This is a genomic window from Streptomyces flavotricini, from assembly GCF_020639365.1.
Classification (GTDB): domain Bacteria; phylum Actinomycetota; class Actinomycetes; order Streptomycetales; family Streptomycetaceae; genus Streptomyces; species Streptomyces flavotricini.
In genome coordinates, this window is record NZ_JAINUL010000001.1 from 4,102,653 (window position 1) to 4,128,256 (window position 25,604).

23 protein-coding genes are annotated in these 25,604 nt (G+C 72.2%); 13 read left to right on the forward strand and 10 right to left on the reverse strand.

Annotated elements, in window-relative coordinates; genetic code table 11:
- Positions 1-24: 24 nt before the first annotated feature.
- Together K7B10_RS18505 and K7B10_RS18510 are read right to left on the reverse strand one after the other, a co-directional pair.
- Positions 25-336, reverse strand: coding sequence for a hypothetical protein (locus tag K7B10_RS18505; RefSeq protein WP_229337229.1), 312 nt, complete (start codon positions 334-336; stop codon positions 25-27).
- On the reverse strand, positions 333-1,487 hold the full coding sequence (locus tag K7B10_RS18510) for a polymorphic toxin type 44 domain-containing protein (RefSeq protein WP_229337231.1): 1,155 nt from the start codon (positions 1,485-1,487) through the stop codon (positions 333-335). Before K7B10_RS18510 ends, K7B10_RS18505 begins: the two co-directional genes overlap by 4 nt.
- Before the next feature lie 173 nt (positions 1,488-1,660).
- Between K7B10_RS18510 and K7B10_RS18515 the strand changes: the two genes are divergently transcribed.
- The gene (locus K7B10_RS18515) at positions 1,661-1,984 is read left to right on the forward strand and encodes a Scr1 family TA system antitoxin-like transcriptional regulator (protein ID WP_229337233.1); all 324 of its coding nucleotides are present in this window, start codon (positions 1,661-1,663) and stop codon (positions 1,982-1,984) included.
- Positions 1,981-2,169, forward strand: coding sequence for a DUF397 domain-containing protein (locus tag K7B10_RS18520; protein WP_308284600.1), 189 nt, complete (start codon positions 1,981-1,983; stop codon positions 2,167-2,169). Before K7B10_RS18515 ends, K7B10_RS18520 begins: the two co-directional genes overlap by 4 nt.
- Here K7B10_RS18520 and K7B10_RS18525 read toward each other — a convergent pair.
- Positions 2,151-2,423 (reverse strand): DUF1876 domain-containing protein, encoded by a 273-nt coding sequence (locus tag K7B10_RS18525; RefSeq protein WP_229337235.1) that lies wholly within the window; start codon positions 2,421-2,423, stop codon positions 2,151-2,153. The genes K7B10_RS18520 and K7B10_RS18525 overlap by 19 nt on opposite strands.
- 1,179 nt (positions 2,424-3,602) lie before the next feature.
- On the opposite strand from K7B10_RS18525, the gene K7B10_RS18530 reads away from it, so the two are divergent.
- A complete protein-coding gene (locus K7B10_RS18530) occupies positions 3,603-4,316 on the forward strand; it encodes a hypothetical protein (protein ID WP_229337237.1) in 714 nt (237 codons plus the stop codon).
- A 199-nt stretch (positions 4,317-4,515) separates the two neighbouring features.
- On the opposite strand, the gene K7B10_RS18535 is transcribed toward K7B10_RS18530, so the two are convergent.
- The gene (locus tag K7B10_RS18535; RefSeq protein WP_229337239.1) at positions 4,516-6,045 is read right to left on the reverse strand and encodes an FAD-binding oxidoreductase; all 1,530 of its coding nucleotides are present in this window, start codon (positions 6,043-6,045) and stop codon (positions 4,516-4,518) included.
- Positions 6,046-6,278: 233 nt separating this feature from the next.
- Here K7B10_RS18535 and K7B10_RS41280 point away from each other — a divergent pair, with 233 nt between their 5' ends.
- From K7B10_RS41280 to K7B10_RS18580, 10 genes are all read left to right on the forward strand, one after another.
- Positions 6,279-6,968 carry a RibD family protein gene (locus K7B10_RS41280; protein ID WP_308284601.1) on the forward strand — a complete coding sequence of 230 codons (690 nt, stop codon included), beginning with the start codon at positions 6,279-6,281 and terminating at the stop codon, positions 6,966-6,968.
- Entirely contained in the window at positions 6,965-7,438 is a 474-nt protein-coding gene (locus K7B10_RS41285) for a deaminase (RefSeq protein ID WP_308284602.1), read from the forward strand. The genes K7B10_RS41280 and K7B10_RS41285 overlap by 4 nt, the downstream gene beginning before the upstream one ends.
- Positions 7,439-7,525: 87 nt before the next feature.
- The gene (locus K7B10_RS18545; protein WP_229337241.1) at positions 7,526-8,107 is read left to right on the forward strand and encodes an NADPH-dependent FMN reductase; all 582 of its coding nucleotides are present in this window, start codon (positions 7,526-7,528) and stop codon (positions 8,105-8,107) included.
- A gap of 65 nt (positions 8,108-8,172) precedes the next feature.
- The gene (locus K7B10_RS18550) at positions 8,173-9,453 is read left to right on the forward strand and encodes an MFS transporter (protein ID WP_229337243.1); all 1,281 of its coding nucleotides are present in this window, start codon (positions 8,173-8,175) and stop codon (positions 9,451-9,453) included.
- 109 nt (positions 9,454-9,562) lie between these two features.
- Positions 9,563-10,177 (forward strand): NAD(P)H-dependent oxidoreductase, encoded by a 615-nt coding sequence (locus K7B10_RS18555; RefSeq protein WP_229337245.1) that lies wholly within the window; start codon positions 9,563-9,565, stop codon positions 10,175-10,177.
- A complete protein-coding gene (locus tag K7B10_RS18560; protein ID WP_308284603.1) occupies positions 10,174-10,977 on the forward strand; it encodes an arylamine N-acetyltransferase family protein in 804 nt (267 codons plus the stop codon). Before K7B10_RS18555 ends, K7B10_RS18560 begins: the two co-directional genes overlap by 4 nt.
- A gap of 131 nt (positions 10,978-11,108) precedes the next feature.
- On the forward strand, positions 11,109-11,504 hold the full coding sequence (locus K7B10_RS18565) for a YybH family protein (protein ID WP_229337247.1): 396 nt from the start codon (positions 11,109-11,111) through the stop codon (positions 11,502-11,504).
- A 31-nt stretch (positions 11,505-11,535) separates the two neighbouring features.
- Positions 11,536-12,183, forward strand: a complete 648-nt coding sequence (locus tag K7B10_RS18570; RefSeq protein ID WP_229337249.1) for an NAD(P)H-dependent oxidoreductase — start codon at positions 11,536-11,538, stop codon at positions 12,181-12,183.
- Positions 12,184-12,382: 199 nt separating this feature from the next.
- Positions 12,383-13,963, forward strand: coding sequence for a class I adenylate-forming enzyme family protein (locus tag K7B10_RS18575; protein WP_229337251.1), 1,581 nt, complete (start codon positions 12,383-12,385; stop codon positions 13,961-13,963).
- Positions 13,964-14,039: 76 nt separating this feature from the next.
- Positions 14,040-15,500 (forward strand): MFS transporter, encoded by a 1,461-nt coding sequence (locus K7B10_RS18580; RefSeq protein ID WP_229337253.1) that lies wholly within the window; start codon positions 14,040-14,042, stop codon positions 15,498-15,500.
- A 177-nt stretch (positions 15,501-15,677) separates the two neighbouring features.
- Here the strand turns inward: K7B10_RS18580 and K7B10_RS18585 are convergent, their stop codons facing one another.
- The 6 genes from K7B10_RS18585 to K7B10_RS18610 are packed head-to-tail and all read right to left on the reverse strand — an operon-like array spanning position 15,678 to position 25,571.
- Positions 15,678-16,889 carry an NAD(P)/FAD-dependent oxidoreductase gene (locus K7B10_RS18585; protein WP_229337255.1) on the reverse strand — a complete coding sequence of 404 codons (1,212 nt, stop codon included), beginning with the start codon at positions 16,887-16,889 and terminating at the stop codon, positions 15,678-15,680.
- 39 nt (positions 16,890-16,928) lie between these two features.
- Positions 16,929-18,377, reverse strand: coding sequence for an FAD-dependent oxidoreductase (locus K7B10_RS18590; RefSeq protein ID WP_229337257.1), 1,449 nt, complete (start codon positions 18,375-18,377; stop codon positions 16,929-16,931).
- Positions 18,374-20,707, reverse strand: coding sequence for a molybdopterin oxidoreductase family protein (locus tag K7B10_RS18595; protein ID WP_229337258.1), 2,334 nt, complete (start codon positions 20,705-20,707; stop codon positions 18,374-18,376). The genes K7B10_RS18590 and K7B10_RS18595 overlap by 4 nt, the downstream gene beginning before the upstream one ends.
- Positions 20,700-22,127 carry an MFS transporter gene (locus K7B10_RS18600; RefSeq protein ID WP_229337259.1) on the reverse strand — a complete coding sequence of 476 codons (1,428 nt, stop codon included), beginning with the start codon at positions 22,125-22,127 and terminating at the stop codon, positions 20,700-20,702. The genes K7B10_RS18595 and K7B10_RS18600 overlap by 8 nt, the downstream gene beginning before the upstream one ends.
- 22 nt (positions 22,128-22,149) lie before the next feature.
- The gene (locus K7B10_RS18605) at positions 22,150-23,586 is read right to left on the reverse strand and encodes a nitrosuccinate lyase (RefSeq protein WP_229337260.1); all 1,437 of its coding nucleotides are present in this window, start codon (positions 23,584-23,586) and stop codon (positions 22,150-22,152) included.
- Positions 23,583-25,571: an FAD/NAD(P)-binding protein gene (locus K7B10_RS18610; protein WP_229337261.1), complete on the reverse strand. Its 1,989-nt coding sequence runs from the start codon at positions 25,569-25,571 to the stop codon at positions 23,583-23,585. Before K7B10_RS18610 ends, K7B10_RS18605 begins: the two co-directional genes overlap by 4 nt.
- Positions 25,572-25,604: the final 33 nt, after the last annotated feature.

The window sequence follows — 25,604 nt, forward strand, 5'->3', positions numbered from 1 at the left end:
AACCCTTGATCCGAACCGCCGAATCTAGCAGCGGTACCCGTCGGGGACCTGGAGAAGGGCCACGAAGACCCAGACCATGACCGCGGCGCCGGCCAGGCCGCCGAGGAGGGCGGCGGCCAGGTTCCAGCGGCCGACGTACGCGACGAGCACGCCCCACCAGGCCGTCGCGAGGAGGGCGAGCAGCGCCCCGTAGAAGAGCAGGGCGAGGCCGTTGGCGGCCCCGTTCACACCGACGTCGCAGGCCCGCCAGGCGGTATTGAGCAGCACCGCGCCGAGCACGCCCGTGCCCAGCCCGGCGAGCGGGGCGATCACACAGCCCAGCTGTCCGCGCGTCACGAGGTGCTCCTGATCTGCGGGACGTCCTTGCCCTCCCGCTTCGCCTGCTCCATCCGGTCCATGGCGTCCTCGATCCCCTGCTTGAGCTGGTCTTCCGTCATGTCCTTGCCGTACTTGTCGTACAGGTCCATTCCGATCCTCATGGTGATCTGGTCGCCCTGGTCGTCGTCACCCGTCAGCAGGGTCTCCCCCAGCGAGGCGCCCTTGATCAGGGTGTCCGGGTCGAATCCTGCGGCTCGGCCGATGTACCCGTAGTGGATGTTGGAGTAGATGTCGTAGAACACCTCCCGGTTCTGGCCCGGCTGCTTGAAGAAGTAGTCGTTCTTCGTCTGGAGGTCGAAGTGCTGCTGAAGCTGGGGCTTGTGGTCCCAGTCCTGACCGGGGGCCACCTTCAGGCCCCACATCACGAGCGCCGCGTTGATGTCGCTGCCGTAGTTGCGCCCGAAGTCGTACCACTGCGGCTCGCGCAGCAGGGCCTGCAGCTGGTGGACGGTGTCGGAGTCCACGTTCCGCTTCATCTCGTCGAAGATCCACTTCTCGGCCTCGGTGAACTTCTGCTCGCTACGCGCCGACCCGGTCGGCGGGATCACCGGCTTGGCGGTGGCGTTGAAGCCGCCCATCGTCCCGTCGAAGGGGTTGGAGTCGACCACCACGGCCTGCAGCGCCTGCCGGATGGCCTTGTCGAACTCGTCCACCGCGCGCACCGCCTCCGCGATGTGCGCGGTCCACGAGTCCTCCGCTTCCCGCATCCCGGGGTCGCGGCGCAGGATGCGGGCCTGGGCGGGGTCCTCGACCCGGGTGAAGTCGAAGCTGGCCCTGCCCGCCGTGGACACCGCCATGCCGGCGTCGACGGCGTCCTTGCGGGCCGAGTCGACCTTCTTCTTCAGGTCCACGAAGCCCGCGTGGGCGTCGCGCAGGAGCGCGGCGACCGCCTTCGCCTCGGTCTGGGCGGCGGTGTACTCGCGGCGGGTGGTGGCGAAGCGGTCCTGCGCGACCCCGGCGCTGAGACCGAGCCAGTTCTGGCCGACGGACGGACCCATGGCGACCTTCTGGACGCTCGCGGCGTACCGGTCCTCGACCTTCTTCAGCTCACCGGCCATCGCGTCCCACGCGGTCGCCGCGGTCGCGAGGAGGCCGAAGTTCGTGGTCATCACTTCCTGGTACGTGAGCACGTCTCCCCCAACTGTCCATATCAGCAAGGTGTGTTCGGAACTCGCACCACACCACCTTGCCAGGGCGGCGGTCGCTCGCGCCCCAGAGATCGGCGGGCGTGTCGACGATCTGAAGGCCCCGGCCGCCGCCGTCCCGGTCCTGCGGTTGGGGGATGGGCGCGCCGCCGCCGCTGTCGTGGACCTCTAGGCGCACGAGGCGCTCCGGACGGAGAAGGCGGGGCAGGTGGCCGGGCACCTCGCTCCAGGTCCTGCCGCTGGGCATCCCCGGTCAGGCCGGTCTCAACGGGCCGTTCGCGCTCCTGGAAACACCCGAGCACCAGCACTCTTCCCACGCCGAGACCCAGCGCGGCAGCCTTCTCGGACGGGACCGGGACGAGCTCGGCATCCTCACTCGGAAGTGTGCGGGGCTGCGATCCCAGGCCCTCAACTTCGTTGAGAACAAGGGCCTGTTGGATCGGCTCTCAGGAGAACGATGAACACCGCGCTCACGTGGTCCGAGTCGAGCTACAGCGGTGACGGAGGCGGGCAGTGCGTCGAGGTCGCCACCTGCACCGACCGGGTGCACGTGAGGGACTCGAAAGTCCCTCACGGCCCCTCGCTCCCTACTCTCTCCCAGCGCGTGGTCCCACCTCGCTCAGTGGGTCAGTGGCTGAGCGGGTAAGAGTGTCGGCCCGTCTCTTCGTCGATCTCCGAGTGGGCCTTCTGCAACATCTGGGACGCGAGATCCATCAGCGCGCGAGCGCCTGCGATCTCTTCCCCGACCCGCAGCTGCTCCGGGTCGGAGGGGTGGCGCATGGCGTAGCCGTGCGCCCTCATCTCGGAGCCGTCACCGAGCCTGACCATGGCCGCCGCGCTGGTGCGGTGGCCTTCCTCGGTGAATTCGAGCTCCACGTGCCACCCGACTAGTGTGGGCATGGTTCATCACCTCCAGGGGGTCACCCTGCCTCCAGGGTGCGCCCGGGGTGGCAGGAACGCGAGCGGAGGCTGCGGGGGCGGGGGCGGGGTTCCGGTCGGGCGGGGTCGGGATGGTGTCCGGGGGCGTCCCGTCAGTCCACTGTCCTTCCGTGTCGGGTCGGTCCGTCAAGGGCGCTCCCTTCGGTCGCGTCGCTTCGCGATGGCCTTCGGCCCCCCTTGACTGACCGCCCCGCCCCGGAATGCCATAAGACTGCCGGGAAGCCCCCGAAGGAATGGCCGGGAGGTTACCGGGCAGGGACGGGCCCTCAGCGATGCCGACCGGCGGTCTCGGCCGGCCCTGTTCCCGTCCCGGGACCACCATCCCCGGCCATGGCAGGGGCGCCCCAGATCGCTACGCGCTCCTCACGTCTCAGCGTCCGGCGACCGTCTGGGGCCGGACATAAGCCGCCCACACACCAGGTGTGAAAGGTCTTTTCGGCGGCTGCACGCCGCCGGAGGACGCCAAAAGACGTTCACGGGCGGCTTTCCGGGCGCCTGCAGACCGTCTGACGACGAAAAAGGGGCGAGATGAGGGCGAGAGGGAGTCTGATGCCGGATTTCTCAACCTCCCACTCCGACAGGGCGGTTCATGGGTTCCGATCGGTCACCAAAAGGGACAAGCGGGCCGCAGGCGCCCCATCGGAGGGGTTGGTGCCGGTCATGGGCGGCTTATGTCCTGCCCCAGACGGCCGTCGGACGCTGAGGTGTGAGGAGCGCGTAGCGATCTGGGGCGCGCCCCGTCCTTGCCGGGGCCGGTGGTCCTGGTGAGGCGGGATGTGGCTGAACCGGGTGGCAAGGGCCGCATCCCTGACGCACCCCTGGGCCTGACTGTCCCCCTGACCGTTCCTTCGGGGGCTTCCCGGCAGTCTTGTGGCATTCCGGGGCGGGCCGGGCAGTCAAGGGTGGAGCGCAGCGACATCGCGGAGCGACGCGACCGAAGGGAGCGCCCTTGACGGCCCGGCCCGACACGGAAGGACAGTGGACTGCCGGGAAACCCCCGGACCACTCCCGACCCCGGACGACGGCACTCTGCCCCGCCCACCCCCGAGGCGCGCCGATCAAGGCATTTGCCCGCCCGTCCGCGGCAGTGGAGGCTGTGGAGGCAGCGGGGAGCGAACGTGAGTACGGGGGAGGCTTGTGGTGAGCGAATACCGAAGCGGGCCGGGGCGGTGGACGGGTGCCTCGTTGGCCGTCCTGTCGGTGATACCGGCGTTGATCAGCTGGTCCCTCTTCTCCGGGCCGCTGCCCGACGACATCCGGCGGTACGAGGACTACGCCGCCGCCCCGCCCTGTGCCGACAGCACCGGCGACTGCATCCGTACCCTGCCCCTCGCCGTCGACCACACGGTGGTCAAGAAGGGCAAGGGCGGCAAGTTCGAGGCCACGCTCTCCGGCCAGGACAGCCGGAAGATCGTCGTGCTCTTCGGGGACCCCGGGCCGCTGCTCGCTCAGCTGGAACCCCGTGATCAGGTGACCGCCACCGTGTGGCGCGGCCGGGTCATGACCGTCAGCAAGGGCGACGTCCGGCAGAGCTCCGCCGACGAGCCCCGCGACGACGCCCAAATGATCGCCGGGCTCGGCACCTTCGCCGGCCTGGTCGCGGCCCTCGGGCTCGCCTTCGCGACCGCGCTGCTCGCCGGGCTCGGCGGGCGTCAGCCCTGGACCTGGCGCTCGCTCGGGATGCCCCTGCTCATCGGCTCGGCGCTCACCTGCCTCGCCGTTGCGGTCCCCGCCCTCCTGATCGGGCTCCCCTGGTGGGTCGTGCCCGGTGTCACGGTGCCGTTCGTGGCGTACGCCGCCTGGCAGCTCCACCGGTACCGGCAGCGGCAGCAACGGTCCGACCGCGTGGAGTGACAGATTCCTCTCCCGCTCCGTGAACCGCAGCCCGGCCCCTGCCTACCCTGCCCGGCATGGGTAGGAACAGGAAGCCGAGATGGTGGCGGGTCTGGTCACGGGTCTGGCGGGCCGGGCTGCCCGCCGGGTCGGCGCACGTCTGGCCGTTGCGCTGACCCGGCCGCCCGGGTGCGGGGCGACGCCCCGGCCCGCGCCTCCCTCAGTCGATGCCCTGCGCGAAGCGGAAGAAGCGGTTCGGGTCGTAGGCGCGCTTGACCGAACGGAGGCGGGAGTAGTTCCGGCCGTAGTAGGCGTCGCGCCAGTTGGTCAGGGCCGGGTCCATGTAGTTCTGGTACGACTGGTGCAGCGAGGCCGCGTACGGCTCCACGGTGTTGAACCCGTTGTCCACCCAGGCCTGGCCCCGGTCCTTGTCCTCCTGCGTGAGGTTCGGGTTGGTCAGGCCCACCGAGTACCCCGCGTTGAAGAGCGAGTCGCGGTGCACGAAGGCCGTGGCCGTCGGGGCGACGTCGTTGACCTTGCCCGCGTAGGCGAAGAGGCCCAGGAAGCGGAACTGGCCCGGGCGGAAGTCGGCCGTGAAGGCCGCCAGCGCCGCCTCCGCGTTGGCGCGGGTCCAGCCGCGGGCGAAGAAGTTGTTGCGGCCGAGGGAGTAGTTGTCGCGCGTCAGCTGGGCCTCGGGCGAGTAGCCGATCCGGTGGCACTGGTCGACGGTCTTCGTACCGCAGCCGAAGACGTTCATCATGGCTTCGCGGTAGGGCAGTTCACTGACCGTGCGCGAGGTCGTGGGCCGGCCGACCGCCGCGACGAGACCGTCGAGGGCCCGGTCGCAGTCGGCCTGCGGGCCGGCGTAGCCGCCGGTGAGGACGACGTACGGCTCGGTGCCCTGCGGGGCGTCCGTGGAGAGCAGGAACAGCAGCTCCGCGGAGAGCTCCCGGGGCGCGGTCGCGATCCAGTCCTGCCAGGCCAGGATCACCTGGACGGCGTCCGACCAGGCGAAGTTGAGGTTGTACGTGGTGAGCGAGGGGATCTGGACCGGCTGCACCTCGAAGTCGGTCACGACGCCGAAGTTGCCGCCGCCACCGCCGCGCAGGCCCCAGTACAGGTCCGGGTTCTCGGTCTCCGAGGCCCGTACGGTGCGCCCGTTGGCCAGGACGACGCGGGCCGACACCAGCCGGTCGGCGCCCATGCCGAACTTGCGGGTGGCGTAGCCGAGGCCGCCGCCCTGGAGCCAGCCGCCGACCGCGACGGTGGGACACGTGCCGGCCGCCACCTGGATGCCGTACGGGGCGAGGGAGTTGAGGACGTCGACGCCCTGGCTGCCCGGGCCCAGGTGGACGGTGTCGCCGGGGCGGACGTGGTTGAGCTTCGAGACGTCGATGACCAGGCCCGGCGTGGTCGAGTAGCCGGCCTGGCTGTGGCCGCCGCTGCGCACCGCGGGGGCGAGGCCCCAGTCCTGGGCGAATCGGATGCACGCGGACACGTCGGCCTCGCTGGTGCAGTAGGCGATGGCCTGCGGGTGGATCACGTCGAACTGGGCCAGCTGCAGCTGCTTGGCCGTCTCGTACGTGGCGTCACTGGGCAGGACGAGCCGGCCTGACAGCCGGCTCTGCAGGGTCTTCCACGGGGTGGCGCCGGCAGCCTGCGCCAGCATCAGGCCACCGGTTCCGGCGGTCAGTGCGGCGGCCGCCCCGACGCTGGCACCGGCGCGTATGAGCGAGCGTCTGCTGAGCACGTGAACCACACTCCGTTCTGTCCTGGCGTGCAGGACAAAGCTTTCGGTCGAGTGCGTGCAGCCTCGGTCAGGAACGCAGGGTTCCCGCCACGGCTATCCGGAATCCGTCACTACCCGGCCGTGGGCGCGGTCCGAGCTGACGTACTCGGTTCGCGGCCGGCAAGTTGGCCGGGGGGCGCCGCCTACGGTGACGCCCCGACCGACGAGCAGGGTGCAGGGAGGGTGACGTCCGCATGGGCAGTGCGCGCAGGCCGTACGTCCTGTTGTCCGCCGCGATGAGCGTGGACGGGAGGCTCGACGACGCGAGCCCCGACCGGCTGCTGCTGTCGTCCCCGGAGGACTTCGACCGGGTGGATGCCGTACGGGCGTCCTGTGACGCGCTGCTGGTGGGCGCGAGCACCGTACGGAAGGACAATCCGCGACTGCTGGTGGGCGATCCGCGGCGGCGGGCCGCCCGGGTCGACCGCGGCGAGCCGGCGGATCCGCTCAAGGTCACCGTCACCGCCTCGCCCTGGATCGATCCCGAACTGCGCTTTTGGCACTGCGGTGGCGAGAAGCTGGTGTTCACCGTGGACGCGAGCGCCGGGCCGCTGCGCGCGGCGCTCGGCGGTCTCGCCGAGGTGGTGAGCACCGGTCCGGAGCTGGACTGGGCGCGGGTGCTCGACGTGCTCGGGCGGCGCGGTGTCGGGCGCCTGATGGTGGAGGGCGGCACGTCCGTGCACACGCAGCTGCTGGCCCTGGACCTGGCCGACGAGCTGCAGGTGGCCGTGGCCCCGCTGCTGGTGGGCCAGGAGGGCGCGCCGCGGCTGGTGGGCGGGGCCGAGTTCCCGGGCGGGCCGGCCGCCCGGATGAGACTGCTGGACGCGCGGGTGGCGGGCGATGCCGTCGTGCTGCGCTACGCGCCGAAGGAGCGTGCCCTGTGACCCCGCTGTACCTGTCGGACGAGGAGTGGATGCGCCGGGCGATCGCCCTGTCGCGGCTGTGCCCGCCCAGCCCGGGCGCGTATTCGGTGGGTGCGGTGCTCGTGGACGGCGCCGGGATGGAGCTGGCGTACGGGTACAGCCGCGAGGGCGACCCGAGCGTGCACGCGGAGGAGTCGGCGCTGGCCAAGCTCGCGCCGGGTGATGACCGGCTGCGTGGGGCGACGCTCTACTCGACGCTGGAGCCCTGCTCGGAGCGGCGCTCGCGGCCCGATCCGTGTGCCCGCCTGGTGATCGCGGCCGGGGTGCGCCGGGTGGTCATCGCCTGGCGGGAGCCGGCGCTGTTCGTGGCGGCGTGCACGGGCGTGGCCGAGCTGCGCGCGGCCGGGATCGAGGTCGTGGAGCTGGCGCGGCTGGCCGGGGAGGCCCGGAAGGCCAACGCACACCTGTGGACGGCGGGCCCGGGGAGTTGACGTACTCGCGCATGCGGCATTGTCCGCGCGGCTCGTGGCGCAAAAAGTGGGCACCGCTAGCTCGCACTCATCCGGAGGTATTTTTCAATGTCTGAGCCGCTCCGCGTCGCAGTCATCGTCGCAAGTGTCCGTGACGGCCGGTTCGGCCCGGTCATCGCCAACTGGTTCACCGGTGTCGCGCGTGAGCGGCAGAGCCTGGACATCGACGTGATCGACCTGATCGAGCACGACCTGCCGAACCGGCTGTCGCAGTCGCCGGACCTGGAGGTCCAGGCGCAGCTTTCCGCGGTCTCCCCGCGGCTGGCCGCCGCCGACGCGTTCGTCGTCGTCACCCCGGAGTACAACCACTCCTACCCCGCCTCGCTCAAGTCGCTGATCGACTGGCACACCACCGAGTGGCACGCCAAGCCGGTCGGCTTCGTCGGCTACGGCGGCCTCGCGGGCGGCATGCGCGCCGTCGAGCACCTGCGCCAGATCTTCGCGGAGACCCACTCGGTGACGGTCCGCGACACCGTCGGTTTCCACGGCCCGTGGGGCCAGTTCGACGAGGAGGGCAACCTCATCGACCCGACCGAGGCGGAGGCCGCGGCCAAGACCCTGCTGGACTCCCTGGAGTGGTGGGGCACCGCGCTGAAGGACAAGAAGGCCCAGAAGCCGTACGGCGGCTGAGCGCCGACCCACCACGCCCGGCCCGGCCCACCCTCCCGGGGTGCACCGCAGCCCCAGGAGGAACGATGAGTCCGCACACGACCTCTGCCCGGCCCACCGCCCCGCACCGGGTCCCGTCACACGAAGGCGCGACCGGACCGGCCGCCCCCGAGGAGGGGGGGTCGGTCCGGGGTGTGATCACGGCCATCTCCCTGCTCGGGATGCTGGTGGTGGGGCAGTTGTACGTGGCGATCCCGCTGCTGCCCGACATAGGGCGGGCCTGGGGGGTGGACCAGGCGTCGGCCACCTGGGCCACCTCGGCGTACGCGGTGACGTACGCGATCGTCTCGCTGTTCAGCGGGCCGCTCGCCCGGCGGTTCGGCACCCGGACGGTGCTGGTGGCCGGGGTGAGCGCGCTGGCGGTGGCGACCGCGTGCGTGCCGCTGGCGGACTCCTTCGGCGCGGGGCTGGCGCTGCGGGCGGGACAGGGTGTGTTCGCCGGCGTGTACGTACCGCTGGTGTACGCGTACCTGAACACGCACATGCCGGCTTCGAAGCTGCCGACCGCGCTGACCATCGTCTCCGCCTGCATGGCGGGGACCATCGTCGCGGGTCAGGTGGAATCTCAGCTGCTGGCCGCCGTCGTCGGCTGGCGGGGCACGTTCTGGGTGACCGCGCCGCTGCTGCTGGTGGGCGCGCAGATCCTGCGCCGGGTGCTGTCGGCCCAGGATCCGGCACGGTCCACGGCCGGCGGCGCCGGCGGAAGGCCCGCCTCGCGGGCGGATCGCGGAGCCACCCGGCGGATGTGGCTGCGGCTGCTGCCCCTGTACGTCGTCGGGCTCACCTGCTCCAGCACCCTGACCGCCGTTTACACGAGTGTGCAGCTCTACGGTCCGCCCTCGCTGGTCGGTGACGGCCAGGCGATGCTGACGCTGCGGGCCACGGCCATTCCGGCGCTGGTGCTGGGCGTGCTGGTGGCCCCGCTGCTGGGCCGGATCCCGGCCCGCACGCGCGGGGCCGGGGCGTTCGCCGTGGCGGCGACGGGGATCTGCGGCGCCGGGCTGTTCGGCGGTACGGCCGCCGGGCTGGCCGGGGCGATGTTCGTGTTCATGCTGGGCCTGGCGGCGATCGGTCCCGCCGTGGTGCAGGAGATCGGCACGACGGCGGGCGTGGCCCACGGAGTCACGGCCACGGCCCTGTACGGCTTCACGCTCAACATCGGCGGCGGGGTGGGCGCACAGATCCCCCTCGCGTTCGGCGAGGTCAGGGGCGTCGGGCTGTTCATGTCCGCGCTGCTGGGCGGCTGCGTGGTGCTGCTGGTCGTGACCGGCCGCCGACGGCGCCGGGCCGCGTACGTGACGGACTAGAGCCGGCGCCCTCGATGGGGCGCCGGGCACGGAACAGGATCAACTCAAAGGCCCCGGCAGTCGAAAACCGGAAACGAGCGGGGGCGGTCGAAAGGGAGTGCATCTCGTCATGACGAACATCGCTGTCATCTACTACTCGTCCACCGGCTCCACCCACAAGCTCGCCGAGGCCGCCGCCACCGCGGCCGAGAAGGAGGGCGCGGAGGTCCGCCTGCTGCGGGTCGCCGAGATCGCCCCGAACGGCGAGGCCGCGAGCCGCGACGGCGCATCCGACTTCCAGAACGCCACCAAGGACATCCCCGTGGTGACCCTCGCGGACCTGGAGTGGGCGGACGGCATCCTGATCGGCACCCCGGTGCACTTCGGTCTCGCCGCCCCGCAGCTGATGCACTTCATCAACTCCACGTCGAAGCTGTCGATCGAGGGCAAGCTGCTGAACAAGGCGGTCTCCGCCTTCGCGTCCGGCTCGGCGGCCCACGGCGGCCAGGTCTCCGCGATCCTCGCCCTGCACAACGCGATCACCCACTGGGGTTCGCTCATCGTCTCCACCGGTTCGACCGACCCGGTCCTGTACAAGCCGAAGAACGGCAACCCGTACGGTGCCTCCGCCGTGGTCGGCGGCAACCCGGGCCAGGTCCCGGAGGAGAACCTTGAGGCCGCGGCCTTCCAGGCGCGCCGTACGCTCGAGGTCGCCTCCGTGATCAAGACGCTGGACGCCCGGTGATCGACAACGGGCTCGCCACGGCGTACCTGGCCCGGATCGGCGCCTCGCGCCCCGCGAAGGCGGACCTGGCGGCGCTGGCCGAGCTGACCGAGCGGCACGTGCTGACCGTGCCGTTCGAGAACCTCGACTACCACCTCGGCCAGGAGATCCACCTGGACGAGCGGGCCGTCGACAAGATCGTGCACCAGGGCCGCGGCGGCGCCTGCTACGAGGTGAACCCGGCCTTCGGGCTGCTGCTGGAGGCCCTCGGCTTCCAGGTGGAGATCCTCTCGGCGCGGGTCCACCGGCCGGGCGGGCTCGGCGCTCCGCTGGGCCACCTGATGCTGCGCGTGACCGTTGACGGGTCGGCGTACCTGGTGGACGTGGGCTTCCGGCGCAACGCGCGCCGGCCGCTGCTGCTGGGCACCGAGGAGGTGCAGTACGACCCGCAGGGCGCGTTCGCGTTCGGGCCGGAGCGGCAGGGCGAGTTCGACCTGTTCCTGGACGGCGATCCGATGTACCGGGTCGACGGCCGGGCGCGTGAGCTGGGCGAGTTCCGTCCTTCGCTGTGGTGGTTCCGTACCTGCCCGGACTCGCCGTTCATGCAGGACGTGTTCTGCTCGCTGCCGACGGTCGACGGCCGGATCACGCTGAAGGGCCACACGCTGACCAAGCGCGTCCACGGCGAGTTCACCGTGGAGCACCTCGCCGACGACACCGAGGTGTTCGAGGCCTACCACAAGCACTTCGGCATGACGCTGGACCGGCTGCCCGACGAGCCGGTGCGCCCCGAGGGCTCGCCCGGCATCGCCGTCGAGTAGTCGCGGGCCCCACCCCGCGTCCTCACCTCACCGCCCCTCTCCGACGCGTGCCGCCGGATCCCCACCCGCGGTGCGCGCTCCACTTCCCCCGCCTCCGCCAGGTATCTCCTTCCCCCCTCCCAGGAGTCACCATGACCACACTCGTCACGGCACCGGCCGAACTGCCCGATGCGTTCCTGCGCGCTTTCAACGCCCGCGACATGGAGGCGATCGACAGCCTCTTCGAGCCCGGGGCGGTACGCGTGCTGACCCCTGGTGAGGTCGTCACGGGCGAGGGCCGGCGCGATGCGACCCGCAGCTTCATGTCGCTCGGCATTCCGATGAAATTGACGGTGCGCCACTGCTACGAATACGACGACTTGGCGCTGCTGCTGTGTGACTATCTGATCAAGGGCGTCAAGCCGGACGGAACTTCCGTTCTCCACGAAGGCACGGCCACGGATGTGGTGCGCCGCGGCGCGGACGGTTCCTGGCGTTATGCCATTGACAACCCGCCGGGAACCGACCGCGAAAGCGCGAAGCCCTGAATCCCACAAGACAAGAGAGATTGAAGAGCCGATGACCAACGTCGCGATCGTCTACTACTCGGCGACCGGAAACATCCACAAGCTCGCGGTTGCCGCGGCCGAGGCCGCGGAGAAGGCCGGCGCCCAGGTCCGTCTGCGCCGGGTCGCCGAGATCCAGGAAGCCACCATCGCGCCCAACTTCACCGAGTGGACCGAGGCGTTCCAGGAGCACGTCGGCGGCAGCAGCCGCGAGGTCGAGATCGCCACCCAGGACGACCTCGACTGGGCCGACGCGGTCATCTGGGGCACCCCGGGCCGCTACGGCGCCATGGCCGGCCCGCTCAAGCACTTCATCGACCAGACCTTCGAACTGCACGCGCGGGGCGGGCTGAAGAACAAGGCCATGTCCTCGTTCACGTCCACGGGCACCCAGCACGGCGGCCAGGAGTCCACCGTGCTGTCGCTGTCGAACGTCTTCTACCACTGGGGCGCGATCATCGTGCCCCCGGGTGTCACCGACCCGATCATGGTGGCGCCGAGCAACGGCAACCCGTACGGCGTGAGCGCCACGTCCGGGCTCCAGGCCGTCCCCGGCCTGCTCGCCCAGAACGTGACCGAGGACAACCTCAAGGCGGTCGGCTACCAGACCGTCCGCACCCTCCAGGTCGCCGAGGCGCTCAAGCAGGGCCTCAACAAGTAACACCCCCTGCCACCAGCGAGGACAGCAGGGACAGCAACGCACCGGCACCGGAAAGGCCCGTAGCGGGAGCATCCGCTACGGGCCTTTTCTCGCGCACACCCCAGTGAATTCCCGCCATTTCGATGGCTCGATTCCGTCGAGCTGACACAGTCAAACAACCGCCATTGGGCCCGGGCATTCTTGGTGAGAACTTGAACACATGCTCCGGATTCCCAAGAACAAGACGCCGCTCTACCTCGGCCTGGTGGCCGAGGAGGCTGCCGCCCAGTTCGGCGCCAACACCATCACGCTCGACCGCACCATGGACGCCCTCCCCGAGGTCGGCCAGGTCCTGACGGTCGCCCAATTCGCCGACCTGATCGCCGAGATGGCAAACCGCCTGTGGGCCAGTGGTATCCGGCCCAGCGAACACGTCGTCATCCACAAGACCAACAACTTCGACATCACCCTCTTCGCGTGCGCCGCGTCCCGCATCGGCGCTGTCCCGGTGATGCTCTCCGCGCACCTCGACGGGGACACCATCAACGCGCTTCTGCAGCGGCTGCCTTCGCCGACGCTGCTGACGGACGCCGCGAAGCTCACGGGCTCGCTGGCCGCCTCGCCGCTCGCCGAACTCACCGCGCGGGTCATCTCGGTGACCGAGCCGGTCGAGGGCGCGATCTCGCTCTCCGACCTGGCCGGCGCTCCCGAGCGCACGCCGGTGACGCTGCACCCCGACTCGCACGCCATCATGACCCACACCTCGGGCACCACCGGCATCCCCAAGCTCGTGGTGCACTCGGCCCGCTCGATCGGTGCCCGCTACCGCTGGCAGAACATCCCCGTCAGCCTGCTGCGCCAGCGCGAGCCGATCCTGATGCACGTCTCCTACGTCCACTCGCGCATGTACCCGGGCATCGCCTCCATGATGCTGAACAACAAGCCGATGGTCTTCCTGGACGACGCCGAGCCCGCGAAGGTCGCGGACGCGATGGTCAAGTACCGTCCGGGCGTCTTCGAGACCCACCCGAACTCCTTCCTGGAGTGCGAGTCGATCCTCGACGACCCGCGGAAGCCGTTCAAGACGGTGCGCTTCTACAACTCCACCTTCGACGCCATCCACCCGGGCACGATGGACAAGTTCCTGCGGGCCTCGGAGCGCAAGAACCCCGTCTTCCTCCAGGTCTACGGCCAGAGCGAGTGCGGCCCGCTGGTGGGCCGCCCGTACACCCGCAAGACCGTCATGCAGGCCGACGGCCGCTGCCAGGGCTACTCCACGCCGGGCATCACCAAGTACCGCCTGGTGTCCCGCAACGGCAAGCCCGTCACCCGCGACAACCCCGGCTACATCGACGTACAGACCTCGGGCCGGGCCCTGACCTACTACGGCGAGGCCGAGCGCTTCGAGAAGCAGCTCGACGGCGAGTGGTGGCGCGGCGGAGACATCGGCTACCGCACCAAGTGGGGCTGCCTGCACCTGCTGGACCGCGAGGTCGACCAGATCCCGACGATCCACTCGACCCTCGAGGTCGAGGACACCGTCCTGCACCGGCTGCCCGAGCTCACCGAGCTCATCATCGTGCCGGGCCCCGAGAAGGAGCCCGTGCCGGTCGTCTGCACCAAGGACGACGCCCCCCTGGACCTGGCCCGCTGGAAGCGCGCCATCGCCGACCAGTCCACGATGGCCGACCCCATCCAGATGAAGCTCGGCGAACTGCCGCGCACGGCCACCGCCAAGATCAAGCGCCTCGAGCTGGCCCGCCGGCTGGCCGACCAGGTGACCCACGAACTGGCCTCCTGAGCGAAGGCGCGCACCGACTCCACCGCACACGAACACGGCCCACCAACCCCCGACCCGACCCCGGGAGCTGTACACCATGTCAACCACCCAGAACCAGGAAGGCCGGCGCAAGCACCTCGGCCTCACCCTGGCGCTGCTCGCCTTCGCCCAGCTGATCATCTCCATCGACTACAACATCGTCTACGTGGCCCTGCCCGACATCGGCAGCGGTCTCGGCTTCTCCGCCCAGAACCTGCAGTGGGTCGTCAGCGCCTACGCCGTCGCCTTCGGCGGGTTCCTGCTCCTCGGCGGCCGTGCCTGCGACCTGTTCGGCCCGCGCCGCATGTTCGTCCTGGGCCTCGCCCTCTACGCCGGCTCCTCCCTGCTCGGCGGCCTCGCCGGCACCCCCGAGGTGCTGATCGCCGCCCGCGCGATCCAGGGCATCGGCGGCGCCTTCCTCTTCCCGGCGACCCTCACCCTGGTCTCCACCAGCTTCGCCGAGGGCAAGGAGCGCAACCGCGCCTTCGCCGTCTGGGGCACCGCCGGCGGTAGCGGCATGATCGTCGGCTCGCTGCTCGGCGGCGTGCTCACCCAGTCCCTCGGCTGGGAGTCCGTCTTCTACGTCAACGTGCCGCTGGCCGGCATCGCCGCGCTGCTCGCCTTCCCGCTGATCAAGCCGGACGCCGCCCGCAACGCCGCCCGCAGCTTCGACCTGCTGGGCGCCCTGACCTCCACGGTCGGCATCACCGCGATCGTCTTCGCCCTGGTCCAGGGCCCCGAGTCCGGCTGGGCCTCCGGCGAGGTCCTCGGCGCCCTCGCCATCGGCGTGGTCCTGCTCATCGCCTTCTTCGTCATCGAGAAGAAGTCCGCGGACCCGCTGCTGCCGCTGTCGCTCTTCAAGAACCGCAACCTCACCACCGCGGTGGGCGTGACCTTCTTCTACATGGCCACCTTCGGCACCCTGCTGTACTTCCTCACCGTCTACTTCCAGGGCGTCCACGGCTACAGCCCGCTGGAGACCGGCGTCGCCTTCCTCGTCCCGATGGTCGCCATCGCCATCGGCGCCCAGACGGCCGGTGGCCTCGCCACCAAGCACGGCATCCGCGCCATCATGGTCGGCGCCATGGTCATCGGTGTCATCGGCACCGCGATCGTCGGCATCACCATGGCCACCGACGCCTCGTACTGGGCCCTCGTCCCCGGCCTGATCATCATGGGCCTCGGCCAGGGCGCCGGCTACACCCTGATGTTCGGTGCCGCCGCCATCGGCGTCGCCCCCGAGGAGCAGGGCATCGCCTCCGGTGTCGCCTCCACCACCCAGCAGATCGGCGGCGCCGTCGGCCTCGCCGTCCTGGTCGCCATCGCCAACTCCGGCCTGGAGGGCCAGACGGGTGAGGCGCTGCGCGCCGCCACCACCGACGGCATCCAGAAGGCGGTCTTCATCGCCGCCGCCGGCATCGTGATCACCGGCCTGATCGCCCTGGGCCTGAAGAAGCCCGAGCAGAAGGCGCAGACCGCGCCCGTCGCCGAGCGCGAGTCACAGACCGCCGGAGTCTGATCCGGCAGCTCCACGCAGCGCACGGCGAAAGCCCCCACCCCGCCGGGTGGGGGCTTTCGCCGTCGCTCCGTGTCCGGACGGGCGGGCGGGCAGGCGGGCAGGCGGGCAGGGCGCAACGGCCGCTGGGGGGTGCCCCGGAATCGGGACACCCCCCAGCGGTACGGGCTCGGGCGCAGGCTATAGGGAGGCCAGCAAGGCCTCCGCGGAGTCCGGCAGTTCACGGCCCAGCAGGGAGCGCAGCCGCGGGTAGGCCGCCGCGTCGCCGGCGAGGATCCCGCCGAGCAGGCTGTCCCCCGCCGAGTCGAGGACGAGCTTGGCGTACACCTCCCCGCCCGCGGATTCCCGTACGAACTCCAGCGCGCCCGGGGTCTGCGCGTGGGCGTCGCCGAAGGAGGCGACGTCCACGCCCATCAGCTTGAGCTTCGTGGACATGTCGGCGCCCGGGAAGCGGGCCGGGCCCTCGTCGAGCAGCTGGGAGACGACGGCCTCCGCCATGCGGTAGCCCGGGGCCACCAGGCCGTAGCAGCGGCCCTCGACGGCCGCGCACTCGCCGATGGCCCAGACGTACGGGTCCGGGGTGCGGCAGTGGTCGTCGACGAGGAAGCCGCCCCGCTCGCCGCGCGGCAGGTCCGCGGGGCCGGCCAGGGAGTCCTGGGGCCGCACGCCGGCGGAGAAGACGACGAGGCCCGTCTCGATGGACGTACCGTCCGCGAAGACCAGGCGGGCCACGCGGCCGTCCTCGCCCGCCTCGATGTGGCTGGTTGCCACGCCCAGATGGGTGGTGACTCCGAGCCCGGTGACGAGCCGGTCCAGGACGCGGCCTCCGCCCTCGTCGACCTGGACGGGCATCAGCCGCGGGGCCATCTCCACGACGTGCGGGGAAAGCCCCAGCAGCCGGAGGCCGTTGGCGGCCTCCAGGCCGAGGAGGCCGCCGCCGATCACCACGCCGGTGGTGGTGCGGGCGGCGGCCTCACGGATGGCTTCGAGGTCGTCGAGGGTGCGGTAGACGCAAACGCCGGGCAGTTCGCGGCCGGGGACGGGCGGGACGAAGGGCACCGACCCGGTGGCCAGGACGAGTGCGTCGTAGGGGGCGGGGGCGCCGTCCTCGAGGGTGACGGTGCGGCGCCCGCGGTCGATGCCGACGGCCCTGGTGGAGGTGTGGAACTCCACCAGGGCGTCGTCGGACAGGGCCGGCTTCACCAGGCTCAGCTCGGCCGGGGTCTTGTCGTCGAGGGCGGACGAGAGCCTGACCCGGTCGTAGGCGGGGTGTCTGTCCTCGCCGAGGACCACCACCCGCCAGGTTCCGTGCCGGTCGCGGGAGCGGAGCTCCTCGACGAGGCGGTGGCCGGTCATTCCGTGGCCGATGACGACGAGGGTGCGGGTGGTCATACTCGGTGTCCTTTGCGGGGTGAGGGCCTCCGCGCCGGTTCAACTGCCGCTCGCGGCAGCGCTGGTGGAGGCCAGGGCGGTGCAGATGGACTCCACCTGGCGGGCGCAGCCACCGCAGCCGGTGGTCGCGCGGGTGGCGTCCGCGAGCTCGGCGAGCCCGTGCGCCCCGGCGTGCCAGGCCTGGGTGAGGTCGTGATGGGTGACGTTGTTGCACAGGCAGATGACGGTCTCGGCCGTGACCTCGGCGGAGCCGGCCTTGGCCAGGCGGGGGGCGCGGCCCAGGAGCAGGCTGAGCCGGTCGCGCGGGACGGGCGCGTCGTGGACGTACAGCTCGGTCGTGGTGGCGATGGCCCGGTCGAAGCCGAGGAGGACCGCGGCGGTGATGTGTTCGCCGGTGAGCTCCAGGCGGGCGTAGCGGCCGTTCGCCGGGTCGTTGAGGGTGATCGTCTCGTCGCAGGGGGCGGCGCCCGGGATGCCGAGGACCACGAGGCCGGGGCCCGCGATCCGGGGGCGCAGGACGCGGCGGGCGGGGGCGACGCCGCGGGCGCCGGAGGCGAGGTGGCGCGCCAGGGCCTCGGCCTGGGCCCAGCCGGAGGCCAGGGATCCACCGCGGCTGCCGCGGTGTTCGGCGCAGTCGCCGAGGGCGTGGATCAGCGGGTCGTCGGTGCGCATGCAGTCGTCGACGAGGATGCCGGTGCGCACGGCGAGCCCGGCGGTGCGGGCCAGCCCGGTCTCGGGCAGGACGCCGGTGCACAGCAGCAGGGTGTCGGCGGGCACGGCGCTGCCGTCGGCGAGGGTGAGGGTGCCGGGGGCGTCCGCGGTGGCGGGGGTGTACGCGGTGGCGGGGCTGCCGGCGACGAGCTCGACGCCGGCGGCGGTGAGCCGGTCGCGCACGAGGGCCCCCGCGGCCGCGTCGAGGAGGTGGTCCATCGGCCAGGGGCGGGGGTGGACGAGGGTGACGGGACGGTTCTTCAGGGCCAGCGCGAACGCGGCTTCGACGCCGAGGGATCCGGCGCCCAGGATGGTCACGGGCGTCCGGGCGGCCACCACGGCCGGGTCGGTGAGCCGGGCGCAGTCGGCGAGGGTGCGCAGGACGGCGACCCCGGCGGCCGGGCTCCCGTCGGGGGTGCGCAGGCCCGGCAGGTCGGGCAGGAGCGGGGTGGCGCCGGTGGCCAGGATCAGCCGGGCGTACGGGAAGACGTCCCCGTCGGCGGTGTGCACGCGGCGCCGGAGCCGGTCGATGCGGACGGCGCAGACACCGGTCCGGATCGTGGTGTCGCCGGGCGGCGGGGGCAGTTCCATGGCCTCGACCGGCAGGCTGCCGTCGAGGGCGGAGGTGAGCAGGGCCCGGTGGTAGGCGGGGGTGTCCTCGGCACCGAGGACGGTGACGGGGTCCTCGCAGCCGAAGTGGCGTAGCCGGTCGAGGATCTGGTGGGCGGCCGGGCCGTTGCCGATGACGAGGAGCGGCGCGGTGGGGTGCGTGGTCATGGGCGGGCGTCCTGGAGGGGTGCGGGGCCGGGGCCCCGGCCGGATGCGGAGGCGAGCACGACGTCGGCGGCGTCGTCGTCGGCGAAGCCGTGGCCCTCGAAGCCGTCGCGCTCGAAGCCGTCGCGCTCGAAGCCGTCGCCGTCGAAGCCGTCGCCGTCGAAGCGCCCGTCCTCGATGTCGTCGCTCCCGGCGTCCGACTCGGGGAATTCGAGCTCCGCCGGTTCGATGCGGACCGCGCACACCTTGAACTCGGGCATGCGGCTGCGCGGGTCGAGGGCGTCGTTGGTGAGCAGGTTGGCCCGCCCGGCGCCCGGGAAGTGGAACGGCAGGAAGACGGTGTCGGCGCGCAGGGTCGGGTCCAGGCGGACCCGGGCCAGCGTGGTGCCGCGCGCCGAGCTGACCCGGGCGTGGCCGCCCTCGGTCAGGCCGGCCCGGGCGGCCGTGTCGGGATGCACCTCGACGTGCGCCTCGGGGGCCGCGGCGGCCAGCTGCGGCACCCGGCGGGTCTGCGCCCCGGACTGGTACTGGGCCAGGACCCGGCCGGTGGTGGCGTACAGCGGGTGCTCGGCGTGCGCCTCCTCGGCGGGCGGGCGGTGTTCCACCTCGGCGAAGCGGGCCCGGCCGTCGGCGTGGGCGAACCCGTCGAGGAACAGCCGCGGGGTGCCGGGGTGGGCGGGCTCGCCGTCGGCGGTGCGCGGGCAGGGCCAGTGCAGGGTCTCGCCCGCGTCGAGGCGGTCGTAGCCGATCCCCGAGTAGTCGGCCGGGCCGCCCCGGGAGGCACGGCCCAACTCCTCGAAGACGGCCCTTGGTTCGGTCGGGTAGCGCTCGGGGCGGTCGCCCAGCCGGATGGCGAGGTCGTGCAGGACGGCGAGGTCGGATCGGGCGCCGGGCGGCGGGTCGAGCAGCCGGCGGCGGCGCAGGATGCGGCCTTCGAGGTTGGTCATGGTGCCCTCCTCCTCGGCCCACTGGGTGACGGGCAGCACCACGTCGGCCATGCGGGCGGTCTCGGAGGGCACGAAGTCGGCGACGACGAGCAGGTCCAGGGAGGACAGGCATTCGGCGACGCGGTCGGCGCGCGGTGCGGAGACCACCGGGTTGGCGCCGAAGACGAGCAGGGCGCGCGGGCCGGTGTCGGTGCCGAGGGCGCTGAGGAGCTCGTACGCGCTGCGGCCGGGGCCCGGGATGACCTCGGGGTCGACGCCCCAGACGCCCGCCACGTGGGCCCGGGCCACCGGGTCGGTGATCATCCGGTAGCCGGGAAGCTGGTCGGCCTTCTGGCCGTGCTCGCGGCCGCCCTGGCCGTTGCCCTGGCCGGTGAGGCAGCCGTAGCCGCCGCCTTCACGGCCGGGCAGGCCCAGGGCGAGCGCGATGTTGATGAAGGCGGCGACGGTGTCGGTGCCCTTGCTGTGCTGTTCGGCGCCGCGGCCGGTGAGGACGTACGCCCGGCCGGCGGCGGCGAGCATCCGCACGGCCTCGCGCTGGTCGCTGACGGGTACGCCGGTGACCTTCTCGACGCGCTCGGGCCACCAGGAGGCGGCGCGTTTCCACGCGGCTTCGAAGCCGGTGGTGCGCCGCTCCACGTAGGCCCGGTCGGTGTGGCCGTCGACGACGAGGATGTGCATCAGGCCGAGGGCGAGGGCCAGGTCGGTGCCGGGGCGCGGCTGCAGGTGCAGGGCCGCGCGGGCTGCGGTGGGGGTGCGGCGCGGGTCGATGACGATCAGCTGCGCGGCGCTGAGGTGGCGCATCAGCGGGGGCATCGTCTCGGCGGGGTTGGCGCCGGCGAGCAGGATCACGTCGGCGGCCGCGAGGTCGGTGACGGGGAAGGGCAGTCCGCGGTCCAGGCCGAAGGCGGCGTTCCCGGCGGCAGCGGCCGAGGACATGCAGAACCGGCCGTTGTAGTCGATCTGGCTGGTGCCGAGGGCGAGGCGGGCGAACTTTCCGAGGAGGTACGCCTTCTCGTTGGTGAGCCCGCCGCCGCCGAACACCCCGACGGCGTCGGGGCCGTGCTCGGCGCGGATCCGGGTGAGGCCGGCGGCCACCGTGTCGAGGGCGGTGTCCCAGTCGGTGGGGCGCAGGGTCCCGCCGGAGTCACGGACCATCGGGGTCCGGATCCGGTCGGGGGTGGTGAGCAGGGCGGGGGCGGTCCAGCCCTTCTGGCACAGGCCGCCGCTGTTGACGGGGAACTCCGGGTCGGGCCGGACCTCGGCCCCGCCCGCCGCGTCTCCCCGGCTCAGCAGGGTGCCGCATTGCAGGGCGCAGTACGGGCAGTGGGTCCGTACGGTCCCGGCGTCGCCGTCGCGGGCGGCGCCGGGACGTGTCCGGTCAGACATGGACGTTCTCCGGGCGGGTGGCGGCGGCCGCCGTCTGCTGCTGCGGCTGCTGCTGCTGCTGCGCGGCGGGGGAGCCGGCCCGCTCGCGGCGCACGTACACCGCCCAGACGACGGCGGCGCAGACGGCGTAGTAGCCGAGGAAGGACAGGAAGGCGGGGGTGCCGTTGCTCGCGCCACCGCTGTAGGCGCCGCGGAAGGCGAGGTTGATGGCGACTCCGCCGAGCGCGCCGATCGCGCCGGAGATGCCGATGGCGGCGCCCGACAGGCGGCGGGCGGTGGCGAAGGCCCGGGTGGCGTCCCCGCCCCTGACGATGCGGGCCTCGGCCTGACGGGTGAAGGCCGCGGGGATCAGCTTGTAGGTGGAGCCGTTGCCGATGCCGCTCAGGACGAACAGGGCGGTGAATCCGGCGATGAAGATCGTCAGGGAGTCGCGTGCGGAGGCGAGGAGCAGCACCCCGGTGCCGACGCCCATGCCGGCGAAGGTGATGAGGGTGATGCGGGCGCCGCCGAAGCGGTCGGCGAGCCAGCCGCCGAAGGGGCGGGAGAAGGAGCCGAGCAGCGGGCCGAGGAAGGTGTACGAGGCCGCTTCGAGCGGGGTGGAGCCGAACTGGGTCTGCAGGACCAGCCCGAAGGCGAACCCGTAGCCGATGAACGAGCCGAAGGTGCCGATGTAGAGGAGGGAGATGAGCCAGGTGTCGCGCTGGGCGAGGGCCTCGCGCTGGGCGCCCGGGTCGGTCCGCACGGTCGCGATGTTGTCCATCTTGAACGCGCAGACGAGGGAGACGAGCGCGATGAGCGGCAGGTAGAAGGCGGCGATGTACGCCGGGTGGTCGTCGCCCGCGGTGGAGATGACGAGCAGGCCCAGCAGCTGGACGGCGGCGACGCCGAGGTTGCCGCCGCCCGCGTTGAGGCCGAGGGCCCAGCCCTGGTGGCGGCGCGGGAAGAAGCCGGTGATGTTGGTCATCGAGGAGGCGAAGTTGCCGCCGCCGACCCCACCGAGGGCGCTGATCAGCAAGAACACCCACAGCGGGGTGCCGGGGCGCTGGATGAAGAACACGGTGAGCGCGGCCGGCACCAGCAGGATCGCCGAGGCGAAGACGGTCCAGTTGCGGCCGCCGAAGCGGGTGACGGCGTAGCTGTACGAGGGGCGCAGGAGGGCGCCGACGAGCGTGGGGGTGACGACGAGGAGGAACTTCTCGTCGGGGGCGAAGCCGAGGCCGATCCCGGGCGTCATGAACAGCACCAGGACCGACCACATGCTCCAGATGGAGAAGCCGATGTGCTCGGAGACCACCGACAGGTAGAGGTTGCGGCGCGCGATGCGCTTGCCGCCCCGCTCCCAGTACTGCTCGTCCTCGGCGTCCCAGTCCTCGATCCAGCGCCCCTTGGCTGATCGCGCGGCTGTTCTCTCGGCACTCATGACCTGGTTTCTCCCTTGTCTGTCAGGCGGTTGGTCCGCGGGGTGGTGACTGCGGTACGTCGGCCAGTGCGCGGTCGACGAGGGCGCCGGCGGCGCCGCTGTACCCGGCCGGGTCGCACAGCCGCGCGATGTACTGCGCGTCGAGTCCGTGCCCGGCCCCGGACATCCCGGTGAGCACGGTGCCCAGGGGGCGCCCGCTCTCGGCGGCGGTGGCCGAGGCCTCGGTCAGCAGCTGCTTCGCGGCGGCCTTGCCCAGGCGCGGGGCGAGGCGGGCCGCGATGCGCTCGGAGACCACCTGGCCGCCGGTGAGGTCGAGGTTCTCCCGCATCCGGCCGGCCCGGACCTCCAGCCCCTCGGCGAGTTCGACCGCGGTGTGGGCGGCGCCGCCGGTCAGGCGCAGGCACTCGCGCAGCAGTTGCCATTCGGCGTGCCAGACGCCGGCGGCGCGCTCGTCCTCGGTGACCAGGCACTGGGTGAGCCCTGCGGCGATCACCGGGACCTGGAGGGCCGCGGCGCGGATCAGGGTGGCGAGCACCGGATTGCGCTTGTGCGGCATGGCGGAGGAGCTGCCGCGGCCGGCGGCGGTGGGTTCGGCGACCTCGCCCACCTCGGTCCGGGTCAGCGCCTGCACGTCGACCGCGATCTTGCCGAGGGCGCCGGCGGTGAAGGCCAGCGCGGCGGCGAGATCGGCGAGCGGGGTGCGCAGCGCGTGCCAGGGCAGCACCGGGCGGGCGAGTCCGGTCTCGGCGGCGAAGGCGTCGACGAGCCGGTCGAGGTAGGGGTGGGCGGTGTCGGCCGCCACGTCGGGGCGGTCGATGTCGGCGTACTCGAGGTAGCCGGCGAGGGTGCCGGCGGCCCCGCCGAGCGAGACCGGCAGGCCCTCGTCGAGGATTCGGGCGAGGCGGGCGTCGGCGTCGAGGACGAGGGCCCGCCAGCCCGCGGCCTTGAGTCCGAAGGTGGTGGGGACGGCGTGCAGGGCCAGGGTGCGGCCCGGCATGAGGGTGTCGCGGTGGGTGCGGGCGAGACCCGCCAGGGCCTGCGCGGTCCGGGCGAGGTCCGCCCGGACCAGGCGCAGGGCCCTGGCCGCCACCAGCATGGCGCCGGTGTCGAAGATGTCCTGGCTGGTGGAACCCCGGTGGACGAAGTCCGCGGCTTCGGGATCGATGCCGCGGACCACCGCGGTGAGGGCCTGGACCAGGCCCACCACCGGGTTCGCGGTCTCCCGCGAGGCGAGCGCGAGGGCCCTCAGGTCGAACCGCTCGGCCCGGGCGGCTTCGGTGATGACGGCCGCGGCTTCCCCCGGGAGGGTGCCGAGGCTCGCCTGGGCCCGGGCCAGGGCGGCCTCGGCGTCGAGCATGGCCTGCAGCCATGCCCGGTCGCCGACGGCCGCCTCGACCGCGGTGCCGGCCCGCACCGGAGACAGCAGGCCGGCGTCCACGAGAAGGCCCTCGTCGGTCATACGATCACGCCGGGCAGCGTGTCGTCGGCCGTCTGGTCGGCGACCGCGCGGATCCCGGCCGGCAGGCTCGCGACCGGCGGCAGGGCCAGTACGGCGCGGGCGATGGCGTCGGAGTCGCCGAGCGTCACCGAGTCCACGCCGGGCCGGATGCCGGCCGCCGTCACCCAGTGGACGGACTCGGTCGGCACCCCGTAGGCGAAGCGGCGCGCGTGGGCGGTGCCGCGCGCGTCGATGAGCCGGTAGGGGCGCTCGGTGACCGCGAGGCCGCCGGTCTGGTAGCCGCCCTGCTCGCCCGAGATGACGTACGGCTTGGCCTGGTCGGTGTCCAGCAGGTGCTGGAGCAGCGGGTCGGAGGTGCGCCGCAGGTCGGGCTCGGGCAGCCGGGACTCGATGAGCACCTGCGCCTTGATCTGCGGGCCGGGCACCGAGGTGGACGCGGCGACGTACGTCTGGGCGTCGGTGTCGATGCGGACCTGGGTGCCGGGGCCGGTGACCGTCAGGACGCCGGCCTCGATGAGGGCGATCATCTCCTCGATGCGGGTGGCCGGCGGGCCGATGGAGAGGAAGCCGTTGAGCGGGGTGTACCAGCCCTCGAGGTCGTCGCGGTGCGAGTCCCCGTCGAGGCCGCCGTGGTCGACGGCGAGCCGGACCTCGTTGCGCAGGTCGCGCAGGACGTCCAGGGCGGACTTGACCGGGCCGCTGAGGTTGCCCTGGCGGGCGGCGGCGACGTCGGCCGCGAGGTACTCCACCAGCCAGGCCTGGAAGTCGTCGCGGTCGGCGAACTGCCTGTCGCCGTACGGGATGGAGAGCTTCTCCCAGCTCCAGTGCTGCTCCTCGGGGATGTCGTACTCGGCGAGCAGCCAGGAGCGGCCCTCCGCGTCCTCGGTCTCCAGGTAGCGCTCGGCGAAGGCCTCGCGCTCCTCCGGCCGGCCGTTGGCGGCGAGCAGGGCGCCGTAGTAGACGCTCTCGACCTCCAGGGAGATGAAGGGCCAGAGGTCTTCCTTGAAGGTGACCCGGCCGCCGGAGGCGGCCCGCTCGCGCAGGGCGCGCACGTAGTCCGGGGTCAGCAGCTTGGGGAAGTAGCGGCCGTACGCGCCCTTCTCGTTGTCGCCGCGGGCGTGGTACGGGATGCCCCGCCGGGAGAAGGCGTAGAGCCGGGGCTCCTGCCCGGACGGCTGGTAGGTGAGCTTGCCGTCCTCGTCGCGGACGAAGGAACCGCCGCGGCCGTGGCTGAACAGCGCCATGTAGTCGAAGAAGTTCAGCCCGAGGCCGCGGACGAGCACCGTCTGGCCGGGCTTGATCGCCGCGAGGTCCTTGTCGGCGGGGTTGCCCGGCGTCAGGTAGGTCAGGTAGTGGATGCGCGCCAGGGACGCGGTGCGCGCCTCGCGCGGGGTGAGGCGGGCCGGGACGTGACCCTGGGCCAGGATGATGGCGTCGAGGTCGTTGAGGCGGGTGCCGTCCTGGAGCCGGACGCCCTGCGGGCCGCCCGAGATGCCGAGGGTGTCGGCGATGGCCACGGCGCGCGAGCGGTGGACGTGGACCGTGACGTGCTTGGGGGCGCCGACGATGACGCGCTGGAAGCACTCGCTGAGGTAGTTCCCGTAGAAGGCACGGGTGGGGTAGGTGTCCGGGCCCATGGCCGCGGCCTCGGCGAGGGTGCCCTCGTCGTAGTCGCCGAACTGGCCCAGCACGGAGAGGGACTTGGCCCACTCGAACAGGGTCGGACCGGGCTCGATCGGACCGTCGATCTTGCAGCTGTCGTCGGTGTAGACGGTGATCTGGCAAGCGACGGTGTTCATCAGCAGGTGGCGGGACTGGCCGGAGCGCCAGACCTGGCCGGCGCCGGGCGCGGCCGGGTCCACGACGTGGATGGCGACCGAGTCGTGAACGGGGTTCTCCCGCTCGTTGGCGACCAGGCGCTCGACGACGGACAGCCCGCGGGGGCCTGCGCCGACGACGGCTATCTCAACGGACGAGCTGCTCATGCGATATCTCCGATGCGGTAGGGATGCAGCGTG

Bases quoted from the DNA above. Each gene is read 5' to 3' on its own strand.
- K7B10_RS18595 (WP_229337258.1), bottom strand. From the start codon at position 20,707: ATGTCTGACCGGACACGTCCCGGCGCCGCCCGCGACGGCGACGCCGGG.
- K7B10_RS18570 (WP_229337249.1), top strand. From the start codon at position 11,536: ATGACCAACGTCGCGATCGTCTACTACTCGGCGACCGGAAACATCCAC.
- K7B10_RS18550 (WP_229337243.1), top strand. From the start codon at position 8,173: ATGAGTCCGCACACGACCTCTGCCCGGCCCACCGCCCCGCACCGGGTC.
- K7B10_RS18575 (WP_229337251.1), top strand. From the start codon at position 12,383: ATGCTCCGGATTCCCAAGAACAAGACGCCGCTCTACCTCGGCCTGGTG.
- K7B10_RS18520 (WP_308284600.1), top strand. From the start codon at position 1,981: ATGAACACCGCGCTCACGTGGTCCGAGTCGAGCTACAGCGGTGACGGA.
- K7B10_RS41280 (WP_308284601.1), top strand. From the start codon at position 6,279: ATGGGCAGTGCGCGCAGGCCGTACGTCCTGTTGTCCGCCGCGATGAGC.
- K7B10_RS18590 (WP_229337257.1), bottom strand. From the start codon at position 18,377: ATGACCACGCACCCCACCGCGCCGCTCCTCGTCATCGGCAACGGCCCG.
- K7B10_RS18585 (WP_229337255.1), bottom strand. From the start codon at position 16,889: ATGACCACCCGCACCCTCGTCGTCATCGGCCACGGAATGACCGGCCAC.
- K7B10_RS18510 (WP_229337231.1), bottom strand. From the start codon at position 1,487: ATGACCACGAACTTCGGCCTCCTCGCGACCGCGGCGACCGCGTGGGAC.
- K7B10_RS18565 (WP_229337247.1), top strand. From the start codon at position 11,109: ATGACCACACTCGTCACGGCACCGGCCGAACTGCCCGATGCGTTCCTG.
- K7B10_RS18525 (WP_229337235.1), bottom strand. From the start codon at position 2,423: ATGCCCACACTAGTCGGGTGGCACGTGGAGCTCGAATTCACCGAGGAA.
- K7B10_RS18610 (WP_229337261.1), bottom strand. From the start codon at position 25,571: ATGAGCAGCTCGTCCGTTGAGATAGCCGTCGTCGGCGCAGGCCCCCGC.
- K7B10_RS18605 (WP_229337260.1), bottom strand. From the start codon at position 23,586: ATGACCGACGAGGGCCTTCTCGTGGACGCCGGCCTGCTGTCTCCGGTG.
- K7B10_RS18515 (WP_229337233.1), top strand. From the start codon at position 1,661: ATGGGCGCGCCGCCGCCGCTGTCGTGGACCTCTAGGCGCACGAGGCGC.
- K7B10_RS18545 (WP_229337241.1), top strand. From the start codon at position 7,526: ATGTCTGAGCCGCTCCGCGTCGCAGTCATCGTCGCAAGTGTCCGTGAC.
- K7B10_RS18600 (WP_229337259.1), bottom strand. From the start codon at position 22,127: ATGAGTGCCGAGAGAACAGCCGCGCGATCAGCCAAGGGGCGCTGGATC.
- K7B10_RS18580 (WP_229337253.1), top strand. From the start codon at position 14,040: ATGTCAACCACCCAGAACCAGGAAGGCCGGCGCAAGCACCTCGGCCTC.
- K7B10_RS18555 (WP_229337245.1), top strand. From the start codon at position 9,563: ATGACGAACATCGCTGTCATCTACTACTCGTCCACCGGCTCCACCCAC.